Here is a 23,160-nt window from a genome sequence, read left to right as displayed (position 1 = left end):
CGTCGGGTCCGCGCGTCGTTACACTTCGCACATGACCGCGACCGCCCCCGAGACCCGCCAGGGCAGCGCGCCCGCGGGCCCCGGATCCCAGCCCCCGGGCCGGCGCGAACGCAAGAAGCAGCGCACCCGTGAGGCGCTCGTCGACGCCGCGTTCACCCTCTTCGCCGAGAAGGGGTTCGACGCGACCACCGTCGAGGAGATCGCCGACGCCGTGGACGTCTCGTCCCGCACGTTCTTCCGCTACTTCGCCTCGAAAGAGGACGTCGCGCTCACCTTCCAGGAGGAGCAGACCCGCGCCGTCATGGCGGCGCTGGCCGAACGCCCCCCGGACGAGCCGATCATGACCGCGCTCCGGCGCACCGTGGTGGAGATCGCCCGCGCCTGCGAGCGCGGCCAGCTGGGCTTCGACCCCGACCGCTTCCAGTGCCTGCTCAGCATGATGAGCGACAGCCCGACCCTGATGGCGGGCAGCCTGGAGCACGCGCAGAAGAAGCAGCAGCTGCTCACGCAGATCATCGCCGAGCGGATGGGCACCGACCCCGCCACCGACCTGCGCCCGCACGTGATCGCGGCCTCCGCCACCTGCGGGTTCCAGGCCGCCTCCGACGTCGCCCGCCGGCACGAGGGCGCCTTCGGCTCGCTGTCGGAGACCATCGACCAGGCGTTCGCCATCCTCGAGCAGGGCCTGAACTCCTAGAACCGCGTTCGGCGCGCCCGCGTCCCGCCCCGGTGTGGTCCCGGGGCGGGCGGGGTACCGCCTCCCGAGGACGGCCGAGGACGGCCCCGGAGAGGACGCGACCATGGCGCTGAAGCATCCCCGGCACGACGGCCGCGGCGAGCGGGACCTGCAGGTCAACCCCATCTTCAGCCGGGAGCCCGTCGAGGTGCCCCGGTACGCGCTGCCGCGCGGCGAGATGGAGCCCGGCACCGCCTACCAGCTCGTCCACGACGAGCTGATGCTGGACGGCAACGCCCGGCTGAACCTCGCCACGTTCGTCTCCACCTGGGCCGAGCCGGAGGCGCTGCGGCTGATGGCCGAGTGCGCCGAGAAGAACATGATCGACAAGGACGAGTACCCGCAGACCGCGGAGCTCGAGATGCGCTGCGTCCACATGCTCGCCCGGCTCTGGAACGCCCCCGACCCGCGGCACGCCGCCGGCTGCTCCACGACCGGGTCCAGCGAGGCGGCGATGCTCGGCGGCCTCGCCCTGAAGCGCCGCTGGCAGAGGAAGGGCCTGAAGGGCCGGCCCAACATCGTGATGGGCGTGAACGTCCAGATCTGCTGGGAGAAGTTCGCCGACTACTTCGAGGTCGAACCCCGCTACGTGCCGATGGAGGGCGACCGCTACCACCTCGGCGCCCCCGAGGCCGTCGCGCTGTGCGACGAGAACACCATCGGCGTCGTCGCCGTCCTCGGCTCCACCTTCGACGGCAGCTACGAGCCCGTCGCCGACATCTGCGCCGCCCTCGACGACCTGCAGCGGCGCACCGGCCTGGACGTCCCCGTCCACGTGGACGGCGCGTCCGGCGGCATGATCGCCCCGTTCCTCGACCCGGACCTCCCGTGGGACTTCCGGCTCCCCCGCGTCGCGTCGATCAACACGTCCGGGCACAAGTACGGCCTGGTCATGCCGGGCGTCGGCTGGGCGCTGTGGCGCGACCAGGACGCGCTGCCGGACGACCTCGTCTTCCACGTCAACTACCTCGGCGGCGACATGCCGACCTTCGCGCTGAACTTCTCCCGCCCCGGCGCGCAGGTCGTCGCGCAGTACTACAACTTCCTGCGGCTCGGCTTCGAGGGCTACCGCCGCGTCCAGCAGACCTGCCGCGACGTCGCGACCCGGCTCGCCGCCGAGATCGCCAAGCTCGGCCCGTTCGAGCTGATCACCGACGGCTCCGCCATCCCGGTCTTCGCGTTCCGCACCCGCGACGGCGCCGGGTTCAACGTCTTCGACGTCTCCGCCGCGCTCCGCGAGCACGGCTGGCTCGTCCCCGCCTACACGTTCCCGAAGAACCGCGAGGACCTCGCCGTGCTGCGCGTCGTCGTCCGCAACGGCTTCAGCCACGACCTCGCCGACCTGCTGCTGGACGACCTGCGCCGCGTCCTGCCCCGGCTGTCGGCCCAGCCGTCCCCGGTCCGCACCGCGGACGACTCCGGCGGCTTCGCGCACGGCGCCGAGACCAAGCACCCCACCACCCCGGGCCGCCACTGACTCACCAGCCGACGAGCAGCTCCTTCGGGCGCCGCAGGAACCGGTCGGCGTGCCACGGCACCTCGCCGGCCGGCACCGCGAGACGCAACCCGGGTAGCCGCGTGACCAGCGCGGACAGGGCGACCTGCAGCTCCATCCTGGCGAGCGCCGCGCCCAGGCACCGGTGCAGGCCGTGCCCGAAGGCGATGTGCGGGTTGCTCTCGCGGGCGATGTCCATCGTCTCGGACGCGGGGAAGGCCGCCGAGTCCCGGTTCGCGGCGGCCAGCTCGACGAGGACCTGGTCCCCGGGCCGCAGCGTGACGCCGCCGAGCTCGACCTCCTCCAGCACGAACCGCGTCAGCGACCCCTGGGCGATCAGCGGGACGCACCGCAGCAGCTCCTCGACGGCCGTCGGCACCAGGCCGGGATCGGCGACGATCCGCGCGTACTCGCCGCCTTCGAGCAGCAGGTAGGCGAAGTTCGGGACCTGCGACGCGGTGGTCTCGAACCCGGCGATCAGGATCGCGCGCACGAGGTTGCTCACCTCCTCCTCGCTGAGCCGGTCCCCCTCGATCCGCTCGCGCACCAGCGAGCCGATGAGGTCGCCGGTCGGGTGCTCCACCCGCGTCGCGGCCAGGTCCGCCAGGTAGCCGTTCATCTCGTCGATGTCGGCCGTGATCTCCGCCAGGGGCCGGTCGGACGTGCTGAGCAGCGAGTCCGCCCAGCCGGTGAACCGGGCCCGGTCCGCGACGGGGACGCCGAGCAGGTCGCAGATGACCTGGATCGGCAGCGGCAGCCCGAACCCCTCGACCAGGTCGGCGGGCGCACCCGCCGCGACCATCGCGTCGAGGAGCCGTCCGGCGATCCGCTCGGTGCCCGCTCGCAGGGTCTCCACGCGGCGCGGCGTGAACGTCCGGTACACGAAGCGGCGCAGCCGGGTGTGGTCGGGCGGGTCCTCGCTGAGCAGCGTCCGGCTCGTCGGGTCGATCGGCGTCATCCCGGCGATGCCGCCGGCCGGGATGCCGGCCCGCTCGTGGTCGCGCCCGAACGCGGGACTGCTCAGCACGGTGCGGGCGTCCTCGTACCGCGTGACGAGCCAGGCCGGCGCCCCGTAGCCGAGCCGGACGCGGACGGGCGCGCCGCCGGCCCGCAGGTCCGCGAGCAGCGGCGAGGGCCGCAGGGCATGATCGGCCGGGAACGGAAACTCCAGGAGCTTCTCCACAACCACTCCAAAGGTGACCTATCGGGAGATTTCTGCTATGCCGATCGTCGCCCCGGATCCCCTTCCACGACATCACCGATATGCCATGGAAAGCTGGCCACACCACCAGCCCCCACTACCCCGACCAGGCATTACGGCACCAAAAAATCGGAATTAAGGGCCGTCGACAGAGCCACGGAATAACAATGACCGACTCACAACCTGAAAGAACACGCGATCCTCCAACCAGACCCCCACCAGGCAATCGACCCACCTAATATTCATCCCTGCGGCCCACCATTCGGCAGTCACGGCGCATGAGATTAGAGATGGCCTGATGAACTGACCGAAGCCCGCGCCGATCTGCTGCGGTAGGTTCTGGCTGTGATCGACAACGACGCCGAGGGCGAGGTCGAGCGGATCCTCGAGGGCCCGCCGAGCAAGATCGCGTTCCGGGCTCTCTGCGCTGCTCTCGGCCGTGCGGGCAACCCACGGCATCTCGTCTCGTTGTGCGGCGAGCGACTCGCTTCGTGGCCCGATGCCATGCGCGAGGCACCGTGGTCCTGGCTTGCCGCGCTGGAAGCCGGCTACTCGAAGCCGGTGTGGCCGCTCGTCCGGTCGCTGACGCTGGACTCGGCGAGGTGCGGCACTCTCGATGCCGCTTTGCCGGATCCGCACGCTCAGCCTGAAGTACGCGGGGTGACCCACCTGGATTTCGGCTGGTTCGCGGGCGATCGGCTCGCGGCATTGGCCGAGACCCTGGACCAATGGGGCGGCCTACGGTCGATCCGTTTTCGCGGGCTTACCGAGTCGGATGAGGAGTCGGTCGCGAAGCTCGCCGGTACCGCGGGTATCGCACGGCTGGAGTCACTGAATCTGGTGGACGTCCGAGAGGACATGTGGCATTTCGGGAAGCCGCCGTTCCGCCCGGCCGCCGGTCCGCCGTGGCGGCTGCGACATGCGGGTCTGCGGGCGCCCGACCTCGTCCATTTGATGCGTTCGGGACTCGCGCCCGGCCTGCGTTCCGCCGATGTGCTCATCTGCGGCACCGAGGAGGCCAAAGACCTTGCCGGCTGCTCGGAACTCGCCCGGCTCGACCGGCTGGCGATCGGTTTCCGCTGCGGCAGGGACGGACGGCAGCCGCTGTGGGAACCGTACTTCGGCAACGTCATCGAGCAGGACGACAACGCATGCGAGACATTCTTCGCGCGCGCCGATCTCGCGAACCTGACCGGCCTCACGGTACGGGGCACGGTGATGGGGCTCGGCCGGGAGGGGCTCGGTGCGCGCGGCGTGGACGCCATCGTCGCCAGCGGCGTGCTGCGCCGGCTGACCGAGTTGAATCTCGAACTGCTGCCGGTCGGTGACATGACCATTGCCGGGGTCCTCGAAGGCATCGACCACGACCGCATCGAGAAGCTGGCGCTCACGGATCTGGTCGCCACGGACGTGACGGCCGCGGCGTTCGTCACCGCCCGCGGCTTTCCGCGCCTGCGGCACCTCGATCTGAGCCGAAACCGCATCGGCACGATAGGGGCACGGCGGCTGGCGACCGAGGCCCGGATGCCCGCACTGGAACACCTCGACCTGAGCGGCCGCAAAGGTGGCTCGCCTTACTACGGGCGCTCCGACGTCCAACCGATCGGCGACGCCGGAGCCAAGGCTTGGGCTTCTTCGCCCAACGCTTCAAAGCTGACGTACCTGAACATTGCTGCTACCGGGCTCGGCGTGGACGGTCTCGTCGCGCTGATGCGATCCGAGCGGCTGCGGAAGCTCACCACCCTGGACCTTTCGCACAACCCAGTAGGCGGCTGGCCTAAAGCGCTCGCGAACGCCCCGGTCTGGCGCACGCTGCGAACTCTGGACGTCACCGAGTGCGGTCTTGACGACGACGACATCGAGGCCCTGGCGGCAACGACATCCGCGCCCTACCTCCGCGGCATTTCGTTGGCTTACAACAGCGTCGGGTCGCGTGGCGCGCAAGCGCTCGCATCGTGGGCGGTGCTGCCGCGACTCTGGGAACTGAACCTGCACGACAACGTCATCGGGGACGACGGCCTGATCGAACTGGCCACATCCCGAACGGCCCGGCGGCTGCTCGAACTCGACCTGGAACAGGACTGCTGGAACGCCGCCGCGCGGAAGTACGGCACGCCCTTACCGGCCGAGGTCGTCGACCAGGCGTCATTTCCCAGTCTCGACGCGGTGTTCCTCGGCATCGTCGACGAATACCACGGCGCTCGGTACTCGAGCGGATTCCCCGCCGCTATCCGGGAGGAGATCGCATCGGCCACCACCACGCGCCCAGAGCTGGTCGCGTTCCTCACCCACCTCGCCCTGGAAGAGCTCGACGACGACCCCGAATGGGACGAACACGCCGACCACGACTTCCGCACTGAGCGCGCCGAACGCCACGCCGCCTACATCGACGAGGCCCAGAACTTCGCACAGCGCATGATCGAAGGAAACTTCGACTGGCCCCCTCCGAACTGAAGTCACACGTACTGACGACGACCTGCATAGACTTCGCCCAGCAGCGTTTCAACGCGCTTAGTCGAAGTCGTACGTCCCCTGCTTGATCTCCGCGACCAGGGCCGCCCATGCGCCCGGCTCCAAGCTGAGAAACCCGCCCTCAGGGTTCTTCGAGTCCCGGACGAGGCGGCGGGAGCCGGAGGCGCACGTCTCGACGCAGCCGTTGGCTCCTTCGCTGTGACTGCTCTTCCGAAAGATCGCCCGGTCGAGAGGGAGATCGGACACTATGCCCCTCCTTGTACCTATTGCCGCGCAAGCCGTTCGAGCATAGCCAGCGACTCCTCCGGGCTCAGAGCCATGGCCCCCATCTGCTCGAACGCCAAAGCGTAGGTATGCACCTCCCTCTCGTCCTCGATGTACAGGGCGCTGGTCATGTTCTCGACGTAGACGACGTCCGGGGTGAAGCGTTCGGGAAACCCCATGATCGCGAAGCTGCCCACGACGCCGGGGTGCCCGCCGGCGGCCACGGGCATGACCTGGAACATCACGTGCGGAAGGTCGGCCAGTTCGATGATGCGGCGGTACTGAGCGCGCATCACGTCGGGGCCGCCCATGGCACGCGTGAGCGCCGCCTCGTCCACGATCGTCCACAGCCTGGCGGGCTGCTCGCGCTCCAGCCAGGCCTTCTGGCGCGCCATGCGGGCGGAGACGCGCCGCTCGACCTCCGACGTCGGGGAGAAGCGCATCAGGATCGACTTGGTCACGTGGTAGGTGTAGTCCTCGGTCTGCATCAGCCCGTGGACCAGGCCCAGCGTGTAGGAGCTGAGCCATTCGGCCTCGGCTTCCAGGCCCATGTACGTCGCATAGTCGGTGGGCAGGCTGTTCTCGTAGCTGTCCCACCAGCCGCGCTGTCGCGTCGTCCGCGAGAAGCCGACGAGAGCGTCGGAGCGCGGGCCGGCCACCCCGTAGAGGTCGAGCATCCGCTGCACTTCGGCCGGCGTGACACGGCGCAGGGCGTTCTCGATCCGGGACAGCTTGGTCTTGCTCCACGCGAGCCGCTCGGCGGCCTCCTCGAGGTTCAACGGCGTGGTGTTCTCTCGCAGCCTGCGCAGCTCAGCGGCGAGGCGGCGTTCGCGGATGGTCGGGGGCCTGGCTGGCATGTGACCGAGCATGCCCAGTCCGTAGTCGGCCGACAAGCGGATCCACGGACGATCACCGGAACAATTCTCGCTCTCTTCCCTGAAACTGTTGCGGACACGGTGGCGGTCGGCGCACCATGTGACCCGAGAAGGCACTGACAGTGACCAGATGATCACTGTCAGCGGCGACCGTGGACCGGCAGAGGGCGGGATCCGATGATGGCTGAGGGTGCGGCGAGCCTGGGGGTGGGTGGGGCTTGTGCGTGGCGGCTTCCGAGTGACGAGAGCGGGCCGGCGACGGCGCGGTCCCACCTCCAGCGGACGCTGGCCGGGCTGGGGCTGGGGCGGGACGTGATCGAGGACGGGAAGCTCGCCGTCTCCGAGACCGCGACCAACGCGCTCCGGTACGGGCGTCCCGATCCGCACGACCGGCCGCACGCGCCGCCGGAGTTGTGGGTGTGGGCGCGGACGGTCCCGTCCCCTCAACTCGTCGTCTCGGTGTTCGACTGCGCTCGGACGGCGCTGCCGCATGCGTCCGGCGCCGGTCTCCTCGACGAGCGCGGGAAGGGGCTGGCGATCCTCGAGGAGTTCACCGCCGGGTGGGGATGCGCGGCGACGCGGTCGCGGGTCGCCGAGGAGGCCGTGCGCGGCAAGGCCGTCTGGTTCCTGCTTCCGCTTCCCCTCGACTGGCCGGGCCGGACGGTCGAGGTCCATCCGGGGACGGCCGCGCAGTGCCTCCTGCTCTGCGTGACGCGGCGCGGGTTCCGGGGGGCGCGGACCAGCGACGAGCGCGGCGTCTCGGTCGTCGTCCTGCCCGGCCTGAACGTCTGGGTCCATCGGCGGCACTTCTGCTGGTGGGCGTCCGCGACCCGCTACGTGCGCCGTCCGCTCATCGACCTCCAGGAGACGGCCGAGCAGGTCGTCCGCCATCTGGACGGCGGGACCCCGTGACGCGCCGGGGGCGCCGTTCCGCGGTGGGCGGAACGCGTGGCTTCGGGGCGCGGCGCCGGGTTATTTTGGGCGCATGGCCGAGATCACGCGACCGCTCATGCCCGCCGACGAGACGCCGCACGGGCCGGACGCGACGCGCCCGCCGGCGGAGCCGCTGTGGCGCGACGCGCTCGGCCGGTGCCTGCGGAGCCTGCGCCTGGAGCGCGGCGAGATCCTGACGGAGACCGCGCGCCGCGCCGGGGTGTCCCCGCAGTACCTCTCCGAGATGGAGCGCGGCGTCAAGGAGCCGTCGAGCGAGATGATCGCGGCGGTCGCCGGCGCCCTGGACGTGACGCTCGCCGACCTCACGCTCGCGGTCGCGACGAGCCTGCTGGCCGCGCCGGCCGGCACCGCACCGGCCGGCCCGACCTGCCAGGCCGCCTACGCCCTCGCGGCGTAGCCGTCCAGGGGCTCCGGCTGGCGCTCCTCGATCACGTGGTCGATGAGGCCGTACTCCAGCGCCTGCTTGGCGGTGAACACGCGGTCGCGGTCGGTGTCCGTGCGCAGCGTCGCGGTGTCCTGCCCGGTGTGCCGGGACAGGATCTGCTCGATGTCCGCGCGGACGCGGACGACCTCGTCCGCCTGGAGGATCAGGTCCGGGATCGCACCGCGCCCCTGCCCCATCGGCTGGTGCAGGACGACGCGGGTGTGCGGCAGCGCGGCGCGCTTGCCGGGGGCGCCCGCGGCGAGCAGCACCGCGCCGACCGCGACGGCCTGCCCCACGCACGTCGTCGCCACCTGCGGCCGGATGTAGCGGAGCGTGTCGTACACCGCGAGCATCGCGCTCGGGTCCCCTCCTTCGCAGTTGATGTACAGCTGGATGTCGGCCTCCGGGCTGTCCGCCTCCAGGTGGAGCAGCTGCGCGACCAGCGCGTTCGCGACCCCCGCGTCGATGGCGGTGCCGAGGTAGATGATCCGTTCCGTCAGCAGGTGCGAGTAGACGTCCATGATCCGTTCACCGCGCGAGTCTCGCGCGATGACGTTCGGGATCGTGTAGGTGCTCATCGGCCGGCTCCTCCGGACGGGGCGCCGAGCCCCACGGGGCGGCGGCGCGGCGGGACGATGTCGTCGTAGGACCCGACGATCGCGTCGATGAAGCCGTACTCCAGCGCCTCCTGGGCGGTGTACCAGCGGTCGTGCAGCGAGTCCTCGAAGACCCGCTCGAGCGGCTGGCCGGTGTCCTCGGCGATGAGGCCGAGCACCGTGTCGCGGGTGTGGCGCAGGTCGTTGGCCTGCAGCTCGATGTCGACGGCGGCGCCGCCGATGCCGGCGGACCCCTGGTGCATCAGCACCCGGGCGTGCGGCATCGCGCGGCGCTTGCCGGGCGTTCCGGACGACAGCAGGAACTGCCCGGCGCTGTAGGCGATGCCGAGCACCACCGTCGCCACGTCGCACGGGATGAGCCGCATGACGTCGCGGATCGCGAGCATCGACGGCACGGACCCGCCGGGGGAATGGATCCACAGCGCGATGTCGGCCGACGGGTCCTCCCCCGCCAGGGTGATCAGCTGCGTGGCCAGCAGCGTGCCGTTGTCGTCGTCGAGCACGCCGTCCAGCACGAGGACGCGCTGGGCGTACAGCTCGCTGCGCACGCGCTCGTTGAACAAAGGGATCTTCTGTTCCTCGCTCATGCCCTTCAGCCTGCGGCAGCGCGGGCACCGGTCACAGCCCGCGCTGCCCACGGCGGATCTGCTCTCAGCAGCGCGCCCGCGCCCCCGGCGTCGTGCGTCACCAGGGGACGGGGCCGTCGTCGTCGCTGAAGGTGCCGGTCGGGCCGCCATCCGGGAGGGTCGCGAGGCGGACCGCGATCGCCGCGCCCTGCTCGGGGGTGCGGACGCCGCGGAAGCCGTTGAGGTCGGTCGCGCAGAAGCCCGGGCAGCCCGCGTTGATCAGGATGTTGGTGTCCGCCAGCTCCTTGGCGTACTGCACGGTGAGGGCGTTGAGGAACGTCTTCGACGTCGAGTACGCGGCGGAGATCGGGCCGGTCTGCGCGCCGGGGGTCGTCTGCCGGGTGAGGGACCCGACGGTGCTGGACATGTTCACGATCCGGGGGGACGGCGAGCGGCGCAGCAGCGGCAGCATCGCGTTGGTGACGCGGATGACGCCGAGGACGTTGGTCTCCACGACCGTCCGCACGGTGGCGGGGTCGACCTTGGTGGGCTCCTGCGGCATCCCGCCGGTGATGGCGGCGTTGTTGACGAGCACGTCGAGGCCGCGCTCCGCCAGCAGCCCGGCGGCGGCGGTGACGCTCGCGTCGTCGGTCACGTCGAGCGGCACGCCGAACGCGTCGGCGCCGGCGGCGCGCAGCTTCGCGACGGCCTCCTCCCGGCGCCCGTCGTCCCGGGCGCCGACGCCGACGCTCCAGCCGAGCGCGCCCAGGCCGGCCGCGATCTCGTACCCGATTCCCTTGTTCGCGCCGGTGACCAGCGCGGTCTTCGTTTCGGTCATGCCACGATCCTCGCCCGCGGGCGGGCCCGGCTTCCAACACCGTCTGGGTGGGACGCGATACCCCACCGGTATCGCACCGAGGTCAGGGGCGCTGCGGAGGGGGTCCCGGCGGGTACCGTGGCGGCATGGAGACGCGGGAGCTGCGGTACTTCGTCGCCGTCGCGGAGGAGCTTCACTTCGGGCGCGCGGCGGACCGGCTCGGGATCGCGCAGCCGCCGCTGTCGCGGGCGATCCAGCGGCTCGAACGGCGGCTCGGCGCGACGCTGCTCGACCGCACCAACCGCACCATCGCGCTGACCGAGGCCGGGGCGGTGCTGCTGCGCGAGGGGCGGGCCGCCCTCGACGCGATCGAGGCCGCCGACCGCCGCACCCGCCGCGCCGCCGCCGCGGCCGGACGGCCTCCGCTGGTCCTCGTCACGAAGGCCGGGGCGTCCGGCGAGCTGCTGGCGAAGCTGCTCGACGCGTACGCCGCCGAGCCCGGCGCGGCCGCGGTCGACGTGGTCCTGTGCGGCCCCGGCGAGCAGGAGCGGATGCTGCGCGACGGGCGCGCCGACGTCGCGCTGCTGCACACGCCGTTCGACTCGACGGCCGGGCTCGACACCGAGGAGCTGCTCACCGAGGGGCAGGTGGCGGTCCTGCCGGCCGGGCATCCCCTCACGACCCGGCCCCACCTGCGCGTCGCGGACGTCGCCGCGCTGCCCGGCCTGCCGCTGCCGCGCTGGCCGCGGTCCGACGGCACGTACTCCGACGGCCCGGGCCCGCGCGTCCGCGACCACGTGCAACTCCTGCAGCTGATCGCGCTCGGCCGGGCGTCGGCCGTCCTGCCGGAGTCGTGCCGGACGCAGCTCGGCGACGGCCTCGCCACCGTGCCGGTGCTGGACGCGCCCACCGTGACGACGGTCATCGCGTGGCCGCCCCACAGCCGTTCTCTGCCCCTGGCCGACCTCGTCCGGACGGCGACCCGCCTCTAGGCCGGGGGGTTGAGGCGCGGCGTCAGCCGAGGAGGGAGCCGGCGGAAACCAGGGCGGTGGCGGCTTCGGCGAAGTAGCGTTCGTCGGCGTCGGGGGCGAGGCCGAGGACGACGCCCTGGCCGAGGCCGATGAACAGGGCGCCGAGCGCGACGGCGAGCCGCTTCGCCTGCCCGGGCGTGACCGTGCCGCCGCCGTGCGCCCGGCCGGTGAACAGCGCGACGAGCTGCTCCTCATGCATGCGGAAGAGCGGCGCGAGCTGCGCGCCCGGGTCGGGGGCGCGCAGCGCCATGTCCAGCAGGCCGAGCTGGAGCGACAGGCCCGACCGCGCGCCCGGGCCGTCGCAGGTGCGCCGGTAGTACCGGGCGAAGGCGGCGACCGCCTCCAGCAGCGGCAGATCGGCGGGCACGGCGCGCTCGATCTCCGCGTAGTGCGGGCGCAGGTAGCCGGTGACCAGCTCGGTGATCAGGCCGTCCTTGCTGCCGAACAGCGAGTAGATGGCGCCGGTGGTCAGGCCGGCCCGCTCCGCGATGTCCTCGAGCCTGGCCTGGTAGCCGTCCCGGGAGACGGTCCGGAGCGCGGCGTCGAGCAGGGCCCGCCGGTTGCGCTCCTTGGTCTCCTCCCTCGTCAGTCGCATAATCCGATTATCCCGATAATCGGATTACGCGGTCATCGGGGTCCCGGTTCGCGCCCCGGCCAGACGGGGGCTCAGAGCGCGGCGAGGCCCTTCTGCAGGTCGTCCAGGTTCATCACCGGGACGATCTCGACGTCCGCGCCCAGCGCCGTGAACAGCGGCTCGACGATGGCCGGGATCTGCGAGCTGTCCTGCATGTCGAACACGATGGTGCACGACCGCTTGCCCTCGCTCGGGGAGAAGTAGGCCGCCTCGGGCTTGAGCCGCTCCATCAGCGTCTGCATGGCCTGCGGCATCGTGCCGTCCTTGATGGCCTCGTTGCCGAGCCGGGTGTCCAACCGCGCCCGCAGCATCACCCTCATCGCACTCATCCCCCGAATGCCGCCGGACCGGCGCGGATGCCCGCGCGCTCGTGGGAGCCCGGCGGCGTCGGGGTGAGTGTGTCCCTCCGGTTCCGCGGCAAACGCGCAGGCCGGACGCTAGTCCGGGGCGCTGAGGACCAGCCCGCTGGTGGGCACGCCGGTGCCGGCGGTGACCAGGACGTTGCGGACGTCCGGCACCTGGTTCACCGCGGCGCCCCGCACCTGCCGGACCGCCTCGGCGATGCCGTTCATGCCGTGGATGTACGCCTCACCCAGCTGACCCCCGTTGGGGTTGACCGGAAGCCTGCCGCCGAGCTCAATGCCACCGTCCTTGATGTAGTCCTTCGCCTGGCCGCGGCCGCAGAAGCCGAGCTCCTCCAGCTGAACCAGGACGAACGGGGTGAAATGATCATAGAGGATCGCGGTCTGGACGTCATCGGGCGTCAGCCCCGACTGGGCCCAGAGCGCGTCGCCGACGGTCCCCATCGCGGGGAGCGCCGACAGGTCGCCGGTGTAGTAGCCGAACATCATCATCTGGTCCGGGCCCGTCCCCTGCGCCGCCGCGGTGATGACGGCGGGCCGGTGCGGGAGGTCGCGGGCCCGGTCCAGGGACGTGACGAGGACCGCGACGCCGCCGTCGGACTCCTGGCAGCAGTCCAGCAGGTGCAGCGGGTCGACGATCCAGCGGGACGCCTGGTGCTCGTCCAGCGTGATCGGCCGGCCGTGGAACCACGCCGCCGGGTTGGTGGCCGCGTGGCGGCGCATCGCGACGGCGACGCGGCCGAAGTCCTCGCTGGTCGCGCCGTAGTCGTGCATGTAGCGGCGGGCCTGCATGGCGACCCACGCGGCCGGGGTCGCGAAGCCGAACGGCAGGTGCCAGGAGAACTCCAGCCCGGTCGCGTCGGCGCGGGCGGACGGGGCGGCCTGGCCGAAGCGGTGGCCGGAGCGCTCGTTGAACGCGCGGTAGCACAGCACCGCCTTCGCCTGGCCGGTCGCGACGGCCATCGCGGCGTGCGCGACGGTGCCGCAGGCCGCGCCGCCGCCATAGTCGACGCGGGAGAAGAACCGCAGCGCGGGGATGCCCAGCTCGCGCTGAACGGCGATCTCGGAGTTGGCGTCGGCGGTGTAGGTGACCAGGCCGTCGACGTCGGCGGGGGTCAGCCCCGCGTCCTCGATCGCGGCGAGGCACGCCTCGGCGGCGAGCCGCAGCTCGGAGCGGCCCGACTCCTTGGAGAACTCCGTCGCGCCGATCCCGGCGATCGCCGCCTTCCCGGACAGGCTGCTCATCCGGCCTCCCTGAAACGGACGGTGGCGGTGAGGTGGTCGCCGATGCTCACGGCGCCGCGGACGCGGAGGGTGCGGTCGTCGACGCGGTCGCCGGTGAGCGTGAGCGTGTCGCCGGCGTAGGCGGGGGCGCCGAGGCGCACCTCGATGCTCTCCAGCGTCGCGTCCCGGACGGTCTCCAGCGCGTACCGCTGCACGAGCCCGATGCTGGTCAGGATGTTGACGAAGATGTCCTGCGAGCCCTGGGCGCGCGCCTGCGCCGGGTCGTGGTGGACGGGCATGAAGTCGCGCGTCGCGATGGCCGTGGAGATGATGAACGTCGGGGTCAGTTCGATCTCCAGGCCGCCGGACGCGGGCTCCTCCTCCACCGGCTCCGCGGCGGTCACCGGGGGCGGCGGGGCGTCCGCCGGGGTCCACTGCGGCAGGACGAGCTCGTCGTCCATCCGCTCGAACACCAGCCGGACGGGCATGCCGACCCGCACCTCGTCCGGCGGGCAGCCGTTGACGTTCCCGACGACCCGGACGCCCTCCTCCAGCTCCACGACCGCCACCGCGTACGGGGGCGTCCGGCCGGGGACGGGCGGGTGGTGGTGGACGACGTAGCTGTGCACCTCGCCGCGCCCGCTCGCCACCACGTAGTCGCGGTTCGGCGAGTGGCACTCCGGGCACATCGGGCCGGGCGGGTGGCGGAGCGTTCCACAGTCGGCGCAGCGCTGGATGCGCAGCTCGCCCGCGTTCACCCCGTCCCAGAAGAACGCGGTGTCCTGGCCGATCGCGGGCCGCAGCGGGTACCGCCCGCCCGTGCCGCCGGCGCTCCCGGCGGGCGGGCGCGGGCCGGGCTTGAACTTCAGCACCCGGAACAGCATCTCGGCGACGCGCTCGTCGTTCTCGTCGTACCAGGTCTGGTGCCAGGTGACGAAGTAGCCCTCGCCCATCGCGGTCCGCTTCGGGCCGGTGACGCCGCCGAACCGCATCCGCGTCGACAGCTGCTCGCCGACCTTCACGCAGCGGTCGTAGGCCTGGTCGCAGTTGGTCGCGACGATGCCGGTGTAGCCGGCCGCATCCAGCATCGCCAGCACGTCGTCCGCGGCGCCCCGCTGGTCCGGCCGGCGGACCAGGCCGGGCATCGACCACACCTGGATCATCGCGGGCGGCGCGACGTCGTCCCAGGCACCGGTGTCGCCGAGGGCCTGCGTCCAGTTGCGGATCATCGCGGCGTTCACCGGGTCGGGGCAGGGCAGCGGGGGCCCCTCGCCGGCGGCCTCCAGCCGGCCGGCGAGGGCCATCAGTTCGTCGTGCACGGGTCTCCTCGTTCCGTGGGCTCCCGGGTCAGCGCGGTGCGCGGGGCAGCCCGAGGCCGATCATCGCGATCAGCTCGCGCTGGATCTCGTTGACGCCGCCGCCGAAGGTGAGCACGAGGGCGCCCTTCGCCATCCGGTCGGTCACCCGCATGAACTCGGCGGTCTCCGGGTCGCCCGGGTCGCCGTACCGGGCGAGGACGTCGCCGACGATCCGGCCGACCTCCTGCACCCGCTCCGACGCGTAGATCTTCGTGGCGGACGCGTCCGCCGCGCCGAGCCAGCCGAGGTCCTGGTTCGCCGCGACCTGCCAGTTCAGCACCTCGTTGACGCGCTGGTAGGCGTGCGCGCGGGCGAGCGCGCGGCGGACGGCCGGCTCCTCGATGAGGGGCCGCCCGTCCCGCCCGGACGTGGCGCGGGCCCAGTGCTCCAGCCGGTTGCGCGCGCGCCCGATGGTGCCCGCCGGGCCGAGCGTGACCCGCTCGTGGTTGAGCTGGTTGACGATCAGGTCCCAGCCGTTGTTCTCCCCGCCGATCAGCATGTCCGCCGGGACGCGGACGTCCTGGAAGTAGGTGGAGTTGGTGTGGTGGGCGCCGTCCATCGTGATGATCGGCGTCCAGGAGAAGCCGGGGTCCTTGCAGTCCACGATGAGCATCGAGATGCCCTTGTGCTTCTTCGCGGACGGGTCGGTGCGCGCGGCGAGCCACACGTAGTCGGCGGTCTGCGCACCCGAGGTGAAGATCTTCTGGCCGTTCACGACGTAGTGGTCGCCGTCCTTGACGGCGGTGGTGCGCAGCGCGGCGAGGTCGGTGCCGGCGCCCGGCTCGCTGTAGCCGATCGCGAAGTGGCACTCGCCGGCGAGGATGCGCGGGATGAAGAACTCCTTGTGCGCGTCGGTGCCGTACTGCAGGATCGTCGGCGCGACGGAGTTCAGCGTGATGAGCGGGTAGGTGACCTCGGCGCGGGCGATCTCGTTGGCGAAGATCGTCTGCTCGACGGGGCCGAAGCCGCGGCCGCCGTACTCCTTCGGCAGCGCGACGCCGAGCATCCCGTCGCGCCCGAGGCGCCGGCAGTGCTCGAGGTAGGGCGGGCCGAACGGGTCGGCGTTGATCGCGGCGCGCTGCTCCGCGGTCAGGCAGTTCTCGAAGTACTCGCGCAGCTCGGCGCGGAGCTTCTTCTGTTCAGCGGTCAGGTCGATGAACATTCAGGCCTCCTGAGCGATGAGCGCGCCGAGCGAGTCGAGACGGTCTTCCGCCCCGCCGAGCAGGTGCCCGGCCTGCTTGCCCCAGGCGAAGTAGCGGTGCAGCGGGTAGGTGATGTCGAGGCCGATGCCGCCGTGCAGGTGCTGGCACGTGTAGAGCGCCTTCACGACGGGGTCGCACGCGTTGTAGGCCGCGATGGTGAGCAGTTCCTCGGCGTCGGCGGCGCCCTCGGCGAGCCGCCACACGCCGGCCCAGACGGCCACGTCCAGCGCGCGCTTGGCGATGTAGACGTCGCTGATCTGCATGGTGACGGCCTGGAACTGCGCGAGCGCCCGCTCGAACTGCTCGCGGGTCTTGGTGTACTCCTTGGTGAGCTCCAGCGCGCCCTCGATGACGCCCGACGACAGCGCGACCGCGCCCGCGACGGCGGACAGCCGGAGGGTGTCCCAGGCGGCGCCGTCGGCGACCCCGCCGAGGAGCGCGCCGGCGCCCACGCGGACGCCGTCGAGCGCGACCCGCGACAGCGGCTCGCTCGTCGCGGAGTGCTGCGGCGTGATCGTCACGGCGGACGGCTCGACGAGGAAGACCCCGACGCCGGCGCCCTCGACCCGCGCGGGGACGAGGATCCGCGCCGCCTCCCGCGCGTAGGGGACGAACGTCTTGACGCCGTCCAGCACGTAGCCGTCGCCGTCCGGGCGGGCGGTCGTCGCGATCTCGCCCGCCGGGCCGACCTCGCGGTACGCGCCGGTCAGCACGGTCTCGCCGTCGGTCAGCGGCGCGAGCAGCGCGCGCTGCTCGGCGGTGCCGTGCTTCGCGATCGGGACGGCCGCCAGCGCCAGCGACGCGTACACCGGGATCGGGGCGGTCCGCACGCCCGCCTCGCGCAGGATCACCGCGAGCTCCACCGGCCCGAGCCCGGCGCCGCCGACGTCCTCGGGCAGGACGGCGCCGAGCAGCCCGGCCTGCGCGAACGCCTTCCAGGTGGCGCCGTCATAGGGGGCGCCGCTCTTCTCGAACGCCTCCAGCCGCTCCTGCGCGGCCTCCCGCGCGAGCAGGTCCGCCGCGAGCCCCTTCAGCTCCTGCTGGGTCTCGTCGAGGTTGAAGTCCACTCATCCGCTCCCTTCCTGGCGCGGCCGGCCGGACGGACGCCCACGGCGAAAAAGTAGAACAGATTCTAGTCTGTGTCCAGCGACCTGATCACCATCGTGGAAACGGGGATTCACCTAGCAAGTAAGGGTTCGGTGACCATCCGGCGGACGCCCGATCGGCGACCCGCCGCGGCCGATCAGATAACAGGTTCTCGCGCGGCCTGTACGCTGGGGGCCGAGCGGCGGCGCAACGGGCGCCCGCGCGAGGAGGATGACCGTGACCGCAGAGCCGACAGTGACCGGGGACGAGCCTTCGGGCGGCGCCGCGGCGGACCGGCGGGCGGGCCAGGCCGCGGGGCAGGGCGTGCGCTCGCGCAGCCAGCACCAGCGGCGCAAGCGTATCGTCCAGGCCGCCGCCGCGCTGGCCTCGCGCGGCGGCATCGAGGCGATGCAGATGCGCACCGTCGCCGAGCGCGCCGGCGTCGCGCTCGGCACCCTCTACCGCTACTTCCCGTCCAAGATGGACCTGGTCGTCGCGGTCGTCAGCGAGGAGATCGACCTCCTGGAGCGCAGCATCGAGCGCCGCCCGCCGCGCGGCGGGTCCGCCGCCGAGCGCACCGTCGAGGTGCTGATGCGCGCCACGCGGGGGCTGATGCGCGAGCCCGAGCTCGCCGAGGCGCTGATCCGCTCGCTGCTGCTGTCGGACGTCAAGACCGACTTCAGCGACCGGATGACGAACCTGATGCTGCGCGCCGCGGTCGGCCCGGCGGGCGACATCCCGGCCGACGACCGGCGCCGCGTCGTCGCCCGCGCGCTGTCGTCCGTCTGGACGATGGAGATGATCGAGATGCTGCGCGGGCAGGCGACCGCCGAGGTGATCCAGGGCCGCCTGGAGATCTCCGCCGACCGCCTCCTCACCGACTGACCCCCGCCCGCTCCCTCGCCCCTCGCTGCCCCGCTCGTCCCGCCGGGCGCCCGTTCCTTTCCCGTGTGCGGCCCGTCACCGCCCACTACGCTGGACGCGACCGGAGCGGACGAAGAAGGTGTGCCAGTGACCGAGCAGGAACCGATCCTCAGCGACGGGGTCATCATCGAGTTCATCGATGGCAAGGACGTTCCCGTCAAGCACAAGGACTTCGGTGACCGCGCCGTCGTGATGCGCGACGCGAAGAACCCCGAGGGGCCCATCCTCTACTTCACCGAGGCCGAGTGGGACGCCTTCATCGCCGGCGTCAAGGACGGCGAGTTCGACGACCTCCTCGAGGAGGAGCCCGCGGAGGGCTGACGTCCCGCCCGCGCCCGCCACAGACCCGGAGACCCGGAGGCCCGGCGGGCGCGGGAAGCCGCCGTCACTCCCCCGACCGGCTCGGTGCTCCCGCCGGCAGCGGGTACGCGACCCCGGTCAGGCGCTCCGACTCCCGCCACAGCCGCGCCTGCGCGTCCCGGTCGTGCGACCGCGGGCTGGACTCGACCCGGACCGGGTTCCCGGTGAACTGGGCGCGTCCGGGCGGGCCGTAGTAGTCGCCGCCGCCCGCGCCGGGATCGGTCGCGGCCCGCAGCGGTGACAGCGCTCCCCTGGACGCGCTCTGCAGCAACCACGAGGTGAGCGGGCGCGCCCACCGGCTCATCGCGGCCCGCACCACGGGATTCATGTCGCGCCCGAACTCGGTGCGGGCGTTGCCGGGATGCGCGGCCACGGCGATCGTCGCCGCCCCGGCCGCCGCGAGCCGGCGCTGCAGTTCGTAGGTGAAGAGCAGGTTCGCCAGCTTGGACTGGAAGTAGGCGGTCTGGAAGCGGTAGCGGCGCTCGCCGTGGAGATCGTCGAAGTCGATCGCGCCGCGGCGGTGCCCGATGCTGCTGACCGTCACCACCCGCGAGCCGGGGACGTCCAGCATCAGGTCCAGGAGCAGGCCGGTCAGCGCGAACGGGCCGAGGTGGTTGGTGGCGAGCGTCGCCTCGAAGCCGTCCTCGGTCAGGGCGTACCGGGGCCGGACGCCGCCCGCGTTGTTGACGAGCAGGTCGAGCCGGCCGTGGTCGCCGTGGAACCGGGCGGCCGCCGCCCGCACCGACGCCTGGGACTCCAGGTCCACGTCCAGGACGCCGAGCCGCGCGTCCGGCGCGGCGGCGCGGATCCGGGCCGCCGCCCGCGCCGCCCGGCCCGGGTTCCGGCAGGCCAGCACCACGGTGGCGCCGCGGCGCGCGAGTCCGGCGGCCGTCTCGAAGCCGATGCCGGTGCTGGCGCCGGTGACGACGGCGGTCCGCCCGTCCTGGCGGGGGATCTCGTCCGCGGTCCAGGGCGGGCGGCCCCTGCCGCGCCCGCCTTCGCGCCGCCTCGGCGCCGTGCGATCGTCCCTCATCGGGCTCGCCTCCGATACGTTCGGCCTGCCGGAACCGCCCATAAGCGGGATAGTCATCCCGCTTAGTTCCGGGAAGATACGGGACGGCCGTCCCGGTTGTCCAGAGGGGAAGCGAGGTGAGCGACCGTGGCAGAGCCGCTCGGCCGGCCGCTGCGCGCCGACGCCCGGCGCAACCGGGCCCGGGTGCTGCGGGTCGCGGCGGAGGTCTTCGCCGCCGAGGGGCTGTCGGTGCCGCTGCACGAGATCGCCCAGCGCGCGGGCGTCGGCACCGGGACCGTCAGCCGGCACTTCCCCACGAAGGAGGACCTGTTCGCGGCCGTCCTCCTCGACCGGATGCGCGAGATCCTCGACCGGATCGACGCGCTGCCCGCGGCGCGAGACCCGGGCGCGGTGTTCTTCGCGCTCTTCGACGCGCTCGTGCGCGAGGGCGCGGCGCACTGCGGCCTGTCCGAGGCGCTGACCGGCGCCGGATACGACCTCGACAAGGCCGCCGCCGACGCCGGTTACGACGTCCAGGGCCGGCTGCGCGACCTGCTCGAACGCGCGCAGGAGGCCGGTGCCGTCCGCGCCGGCCTCACCTACCCGGACGTCAAGGCCCTGATGGCGGGCTGCCTCGCGCGCGGCACCGACCCGGACGGCCTCGACCGCGTCGTCGCCGTCGTGCGCGACGGGATGCGCCCCCAGACGTAACGCGTGACAGGCGTGACGGCGTGACAGGCGTGACCGGGCGTGCCGGGCCGTCCGGCGGCTACCGCAGGAGGCGGCGATGCCTCTCGGCCAGCCGCCGCTCGCCCTCGGCGCTGAGGTGGCCCCAGAGGCGCAGGCGGGCGAGGCCGCCGTCGGGATAGATGTTCACGCGGACGTGCGCGACCTCGGGCGTCTCGATGCGGAAGCGGTGGCGGGCGTCGGGCTGGAGGGGGGTCCGCGGCAGCAGGGTCGTGCCGTCGGGCGCGGTGAGGGAGACCTCGGCGGGCGCGTTGAACTTCAGGTTCGTGGTGTCGATCTCCGCCAGCCGGATCGTTCCGGGAGCCGCCAGGCGGACGAGCGCCCACTCGTTGCCGGGCTCGCGGCGGCGCGCGGTCTCCCACCCTTCGGCCTGGTTGCGGGCCAGGCCGGGGAACAGCATGTTGTCCGGCGACGAATAGAACATGTTGGAGCATTCGAGGACGCGGGCGCCGTTCTCCAGGGCGGCCAGGTCGACGGTGAGCCCGGTCAGGAACGCCGGGTCGGGGACGACGTCGCCGTGCACGCGGATCCGCGCGATTCCGCCGTCCGGGAACATGTTCAGCCGGACGTGGGTGAAGAGGCGTTCGGCGTCCACCGGGAAGGCGTGCGCGGTGTCGCCCTTCAGCGGGCTCTTCGGGACGATCTCGACCCAGTCCGCGCCGGAGAGGTCGGCGGCGGGACCGTCCACCGCGCAGGCCTCGACGGACGCGTGCGGCGGGTAGTTGCCCTTGAACCAGGCGGTGTCGATGACGACGCCGCGGATCACGCCGGGCAGGCCGAGCCGGACCACCGCCCAGTCGTGGCCGGGCTCGCGGCGGCGGCGGGTCTCCCAGCCGTCGTACTCCTGGCCCTTCGGCCCGAACGTCTCGGGCCGGAACGCCGGCGGCCACGGGTTGACCAGGTTCTCCTTCTCCTCGAAGGACTCGTCGCTGGCGGCGGTGACCGAGCCGCCGAGGGTGCGGACGGCGAGGTCGGGCAGGGTCGTGAAGTCGGTCAAGACGCCTCCTTGCGGGTGAGCATGCGGCCGGACGGGGTGCCGTCGACGGGGACGCCGCGCAGCCAGGTCGTGCGGACGGTCCCGGTGAGGGTGCGGCCCTCGTACGGGGTGACGGGGTGGCGGTGGCGCAGCCGGGCGGGGTCGACGGTGAAGGGGGCGTCGGGGTCGAAGGCGACGAGGTCGGCGTCGTTGCCGGCGGCGATGCGGCCCTTGCCGGGCACGGCGGCGAGGGCGGCGGGCGCCTCGGCCATCCAGCGGACGACGGTCGCGAGGTCGTGCCCGCGCGCGCGGGCGGCCGTCCAGACGGCGGGGAGGCCGAGTTGGAGCGAGGAGATCCCGCCCCAGGCGGTGGCGAAGTCGCCCTGTTTCAGGTCGGGCGTGGACGGCGAATGGTCGCTGACCACGCAGGAGATGACGCCAGACGCGAGGCCCTGCCAGAGCGCGTCGCGGTTGGCCGGATCGCGGATCGGCGGGCAGCACTTGTAGGCGGGCTCCCGCGCCTCGACGTCGGACAGGACGAGGTAGTGCGGGCAGGTCTCGGCGGTGATGGGAAGGCCGTCCGACTGGGCCTTGGCGAGGGGTTCGAGGCAGTCGGCGGCGGACAGGTGCAGGATGTGGGCGCGCACGCCGGTCTCCTCGGCGAGCCGGATGACCTGCTCGACGGCGCGGCGCTCGGCGGCGGGCGGCCGGGACGCGAGGAACGCCGGGTACCCGCCGTCCGCCGGGACGGTCAGCGCGGACGGGTCCTCGGCGTGCACGATGACGAGCCCGCCGAACGCGGCGATCTCGCGGAACGCGTCCCGCATCTCGCCGGGCGACAGCGGCGGGAACTCGGGGACGCCGGAGTCGGACGCGAAGCACTTGAACCCGAAGACGCCGCCGTCGTGCAGCGGGCGCAGCGACGGCACGTTCCCGGGGATCGCGCCGCCCCAGAACCCGATGTCGACGTGCAGCTTCCCGGCCGCGGCGGCGCGCTTGGCGGCGAGCGCGGCGGCCGACACGGTCGGCGGCAGCGAGTTCAGCGGCATGTCGATGAGGGTGGTGACGCCGCCCGCGGCGGCGGCGCGGGTCGCGGTCGCGAACCCCTCCCATTCGGTGCGGCCCGGTTCGTTGACGTGGACGTGGGTGTCGACGAGCCCCGGCAGCAGCGCGGTGTCGCCGAGGTCGGTCTCGGACGCGGCGGGCAGCGGCGCGTCGCGGGCGGCGACCTCCGCGATGCGGCCGCCCGCGACGGCGACGGCGGCGGGCCGCTCGCCGTCCGGCAGGACGGCCCGCCGGGTGCGGATCACCAGGTCGTAGGTCACGCGGCTCCTCCCAGGGCGGGCCAGTCGCGGCCGATGCGCTCGGCCAGCCGTTCGAGGAGCGGGCCGGCCTCCGCCATGCACCGCTCCGGGTCGGGTTCGAGGTCGGCGAGCGCGTACGCGTCCTGCAGCCGGGCCTTGCGGAGCTGCTCGCCGGTGAGCGCGCACCGTCCGGCGACGGCGATCGCGGGCACGCCGTGCCGGGCGGCGGCGCGGGCGACGCCGACGGGCGCCTTGCCGCGCAGCGACTGCCGGTCCAGCGACCCCTCGCCGGTGATCACCAGCCGGGCGCCGGCGACGCGGGCGGGGAAGCCGAGCAGGTCGAGCAGGTGGGCGATGCCGGGCCGGACGGTGGCGCCGAGGAACGCCATCGCGCCGAACCCGGTGCCGCCCGCCGCGCCCGCGCCCGGGCGGTCCGCCGCGTACGCGCCGAGGTCGCGGCGGGCGGCCTCGTCCAGCCGGGCGAGGCCGCGCTCCAGGGCCCGGACGTCCGCCGCGGAC

General features: G+C 72.8%; 25 protein-coding genes. 9 read left to right on the top strand and 16 right to left on the bottom strand.

Annotation, left to right across the window (positions count from 1 at the left end; all coding sequences use genetic code 11):
- The first annotated feature begins 31 nt into the window (after nt 1-31).
- Together F9B16_RS12080 and F9B16_RS12075 are read left to right on the top strand one after the other, a co-directional pair.
- A complete protein-coding gene (locus F9B16_RS12080) occupies nt 32-697 on the top strand; it encodes a TetR family transcriptional regulator (RefSeq protein WP_151540113.1) in 666 nt (221 codons plus the stop codon).
- A gap of 103 nt (nt 698-800) precedes the next feature.
- Complete coding sequence (locus tag F9B16_RS12075) at nt 801-2,213, top strand: glutamate decarboxylase (protein ID WP_151540112.1); 1,413 nt, start codon at nt 801-803, stop codon at nt 2,211-2,213.
- A gap of 1 nt (nt 2,214) precedes the next feature.
- Here the strand turns inward: F9B16_RS12075 and F9B16_RS12070 are convergent, their stop codons facing one another.
- Entirely contained in the window at nt 2,215-3,414 is a 1,200-nt protein-coding gene (locus F9B16_RS12070; protein ID WP_151540111.1) for a cytochrome P450, read from the bottom strand.
- Between the two features lie 363 nt (nt 3,415-3,777).
- Between F9B16_RS12070 and F9B16_RS12065 the strand changes: the two genes are divergently transcribed.
- A complete protein-coding gene (locus F9B16_RS12065; protein ID WP_225991569.1) occupies nt 3,778-5,886 on the top strand; it encodes a leucine-rich repeat domain-containing protein in 2,109 nt (702 codons plus the stop codon).
- Between the two features lie 57 nt (nt 5,887-5,943).
- Here F9B16_RS12065 and F9B16_RS12060 read toward each other — a convergent pair whose 3' ends face one another.
- Both F9B16_RS12060 and F9B16_RS12055 read right to left on the bottom strand, forming a co-directional pair.
- A complete protein-coding gene (locus tag F9B16_RS12060; RefSeq protein ID WP_151540110.1) occupies nt 5,944-6,150 on the bottom strand; it encodes a DUF397 domain-containing protein in 207 nt (68 codons plus the stop codon).
- A 17-nt stretch (nt 6,151-6,167) separates the two neighbouring features.
- Nucleotides 6,168-7,061 (bottom strand): helix-turn-helix domain-containing protein, encoded by an 894-nt coding sequence (locus F9B16_RS12055; protein ID WP_225991568.1) that lies wholly within the window; start codon nt 7,059-7,061, stop codon nt 6,168-6,170.
- A 159-nt stretch (nt 7,062-7,220) separates the two neighbouring features.
- On the opposite strand from F9B16_RS12055, the gene F9B16_RS12050 reads away from it, so the two are divergent.
- Both F9B16_RS12050 and F9B16_RS12045 read left to right on the top strand, forming a co-directional pair.
- Entirely contained in the window at nt 7,221-7,955 is a 735-nt protein-coding gene (locus F9B16_RS12050; RefSeq protein WP_404800495.1) for an ATP-binding protein, read from the top strand.
- Between the two features lie 73 nt (nt 7,956-8,028).
- Nucleotides 8,029-8,394, top strand: a complete 366-nt coding sequence (locus F9B16_RS12045) for a helix-turn-helix domain-containing protein (protein ID WP_151540108.1) — start codon at nt 8,029-8,031, stop codon at nt 8,392-8,394.
- On the opposite strand, the gene F9B16_RS12040 is transcribed toward F9B16_RS12045, so the two are convergent.
- The 3 genes from F9B16_RS12040 to F9B16_RS12030 all read right to left on the bottom strand — a co-directional run bounded on the left by F9B16_RS12040 (nt 8,376) and on the right by F9B16_RS12030 (nt 10,442).
- Nucleotides 8,376-8,999, bottom strand: coding sequence for a ClpP family protease (locus F9B16_RS12040; protein ID WP_151540107.1), 624 nt, complete (start codon nt 8,997-8,999; stop codon nt 8,376-8,378). The two genes, F9B16_RS12045 and F9B16_RS12040, sit on opposite strands and share 19 nt — an antisense overlap.
- Nucleotides 8,996-9,625: a ClpP family protease gene (locus F9B16_RS12035; RefSeq protein ID WP_151540106.1), complete on the bottom strand. Its 630-nt coding sequence runs from the start codon at nt 9,623-9,625 to the stop codon at nt 8,996-8,998. The genes F9B16_RS12040 and F9B16_RS12035 overlap by 4 nt, the downstream gene beginning before the upstream one ends.
- Nucleotides 9,626-9,722: 97 nt before the next feature.
- Entirely contained in the window at nt 9,723-10,442 is a 720-nt protein-coding gene (locus F9B16_RS12030; RefSeq protein WP_151540105.1) for an SDR family oxidoreductase, read from the bottom strand.
- Nucleotides 10,443-10,567: 125 nt separating this feature from the next.
- Between F9B16_RS12030 and F9B16_RS12025 the strand changes: the two genes are divergently transcribed.
- Nucleotides 10,568-11,413 carry a LysR family transcriptional regulator gene (locus F9B16_RS12025; protein ID WP_151540104.1) on the top strand — a complete coding sequence of 282 codons (846 nt, stop codon included), beginning with the start codon at nt 10,568-10,570 and terminating at the stop codon, nt 11,411-11,413.
- 22 nt (nt 11,414-11,435) lie between these two features.
- Here the strand turns inward: F9B16_RS12025 and F9B16_RS12020 are convergent, their stop codons facing one another.
- The 6 genes from F9B16_RS12020 to F9B16_RS11995 all read right to left on the bottom strand — a co-directional run bounded on the left by F9B16_RS12020 (nt 11,436) and on the right by F9B16_RS11995 (nt 17,299).
- On the bottom strand, nt 11,436-12,047 hold the full coding sequence (locus tag F9B16_RS12020; protein WP_151540103.1) for a TetR/AcrR family transcriptional regulator: 612 nt from the start codon (nt 12,045-12,047) through the stop codon (nt 11,436-11,438).
- 71 nt (nt 12,048-12,118) lie between these two features.
- Nucleotides 12,119-12,406, bottom strand: coding sequence for a DUF3303 family protein (locus tag F9B16_RS12015; protein WP_151540102.1), 288 nt, complete (start codon nt 12,404-12,406; stop codon nt 12,119-12,121).
- Between the two features lie 117 nt (nt 12,407-12,523).
- Nucleotides 12,524-13,693, bottom strand: coding sequence for a lipid-transfer protein (locus F9B16_RS12010; RefSeq protein WP_151540101.1), 1,170 nt, complete (start codon nt 13,691-13,693; stop codon nt 12,524-12,526).
- Nucleotides 13,690-14,991 (bottom strand): OB-fold domain-containing protein, encoded by a 1,302-nt coding sequence (locus F9B16_RS12005; protein WP_225991567.1) that lies wholly within the window; start codon nt 14,989-14,991, stop codon nt 13,690-13,692. Before F9B16_RS12005 ends, F9B16_RS12010 begins: the two co-directional genes overlap by 4 nt.
- A 28-nt stretch (nt 14,992-15,019) precedes the next feature.
- Nucleotides 15,020-16,192, bottom strand: a complete 1,173-nt coding sequence (locus F9B16_RS12000) for an acyl-CoA dehydrogenase family protein (RefSeq protein ID WP_151540100.1) — start codon at nt 16,190-16,192, stop codon at nt 15,020-15,022.
- Nucleotides 16,193-17,299 (bottom strand): acyl-CoA dehydrogenase family protein, encoded by a 1,107-nt coding sequence (locus F9B16_RS11995; protein ID WP_151540099.1) that lies wholly within the window; start codon nt 17,297-17,299, stop codon nt 16,193-16,195.
- A 256-nt stretch (nt 17,300-17,555) separates the two neighbouring features.
- Between F9B16_RS11995 and F9B16_RS11990 the strand changes: the two genes are divergently transcribed.
- Nucleotides 17,556-18,203 carry a TetR family transcriptional regulator gene (locus F9B16_RS11990; protein WP_404800494.1) on the top strand — a complete coding sequence of 216 codons (648 nt, stop codon included), beginning with the start codon at nt 17,556-17,558 and terminating at the stop codon, nt 18,201-18,203.
- Between the two features lie 126 nt (nt 18,204-18,329).
- Nucleotides 18,330-18,563 carry a DUF397 domain-containing protein gene (locus F9B16_RS50820; RefSeq protein ID WP_192808742.1) on the top strand — a complete coding sequence of 78 codons (234 nt, stop codon included), beginning with the start codon at nt 18,330-18,332 and terminating at the stop codon, nt 18,561-18,563.
- Nucleotides 18,564-18,627: 64 nt separating this feature from the next.
- Here the strand turns inward: F9B16_RS50820 and F9B16_RS11980 are convergent, their stop codons facing one another.
- Nucleotides 18,628-19,635 (bottom strand): oxidoreductase, encoded by a 1,008-nt coding sequence (locus tag F9B16_RS11980; protein ID WP_151540097.1) that lies wholly within the window; start codon nt 19,633-19,635, stop codon nt 18,628-18,630.
- 126 nt (nt 19,636-19,761) lie between these two features.
- Between F9B16_RS11980 and F9B16_RS11975 the strand changes: the two genes are divergently transcribed.
- A complete protein-coding gene (locus F9B16_RS11975; protein WP_192808741.1) occupies nt 19,762-20,325 on the top strand; it encodes a TetR/AcrR family transcriptional regulator in 564 nt (187 codons plus the stop codon).
- Between the two features lie 58 nt (nt 20,326-20,383).
- Here the strand turns inward: F9B16_RS11975 and alc are convergent, their stop codons facing one another.
- From alc to F9B16_RS11960, 3 genes are all read right to left on the bottom strand, one after another.
- Complete coding sequence (alc, locus tag F9B16_RS11970) at nt 20,384-21,358, bottom strand: allantoicase (protein WP_151540096.1); 975 nt, start codon at nt 21,356-21,358, stop codon at nt 20,384-20,386.
- A complete protein-coding gene (gene allB, locus F9B16_RS11965; RefSeq protein ID WP_151540095.1) occupies nt 21,355-22,662 on the bottom strand; it encodes an allantoinase AllB in 1,308 nt (435 codons plus the stop codon). The genes alc and allB overlap by 4 nt, the downstream gene beginning before the upstream one ends.
- The coding region (locus F9B16_RS11960) for a glycerate kinase (RefSeq protein ID WP_192808740.1) at nt 22,659-23,160 on the bottom strand (502 nt) is incomplete at its 5' end. The genes F9B16_RS11960 and allB, both read right to left, overlap by 4 nt.

The organism is Actinomadura montaniterrae (assembly GCF_008923365.1).
GTDB classification, from domain to species: Bacteria; Actinomycetota; Actinomycetes; order Streptosporangiales; family Streptosporangiaceae; genus Spirillospora; species Spirillospora montaniterrae.
This window is presented reverse-complemented; position numbering and strand designations above follow the sequence as displayed.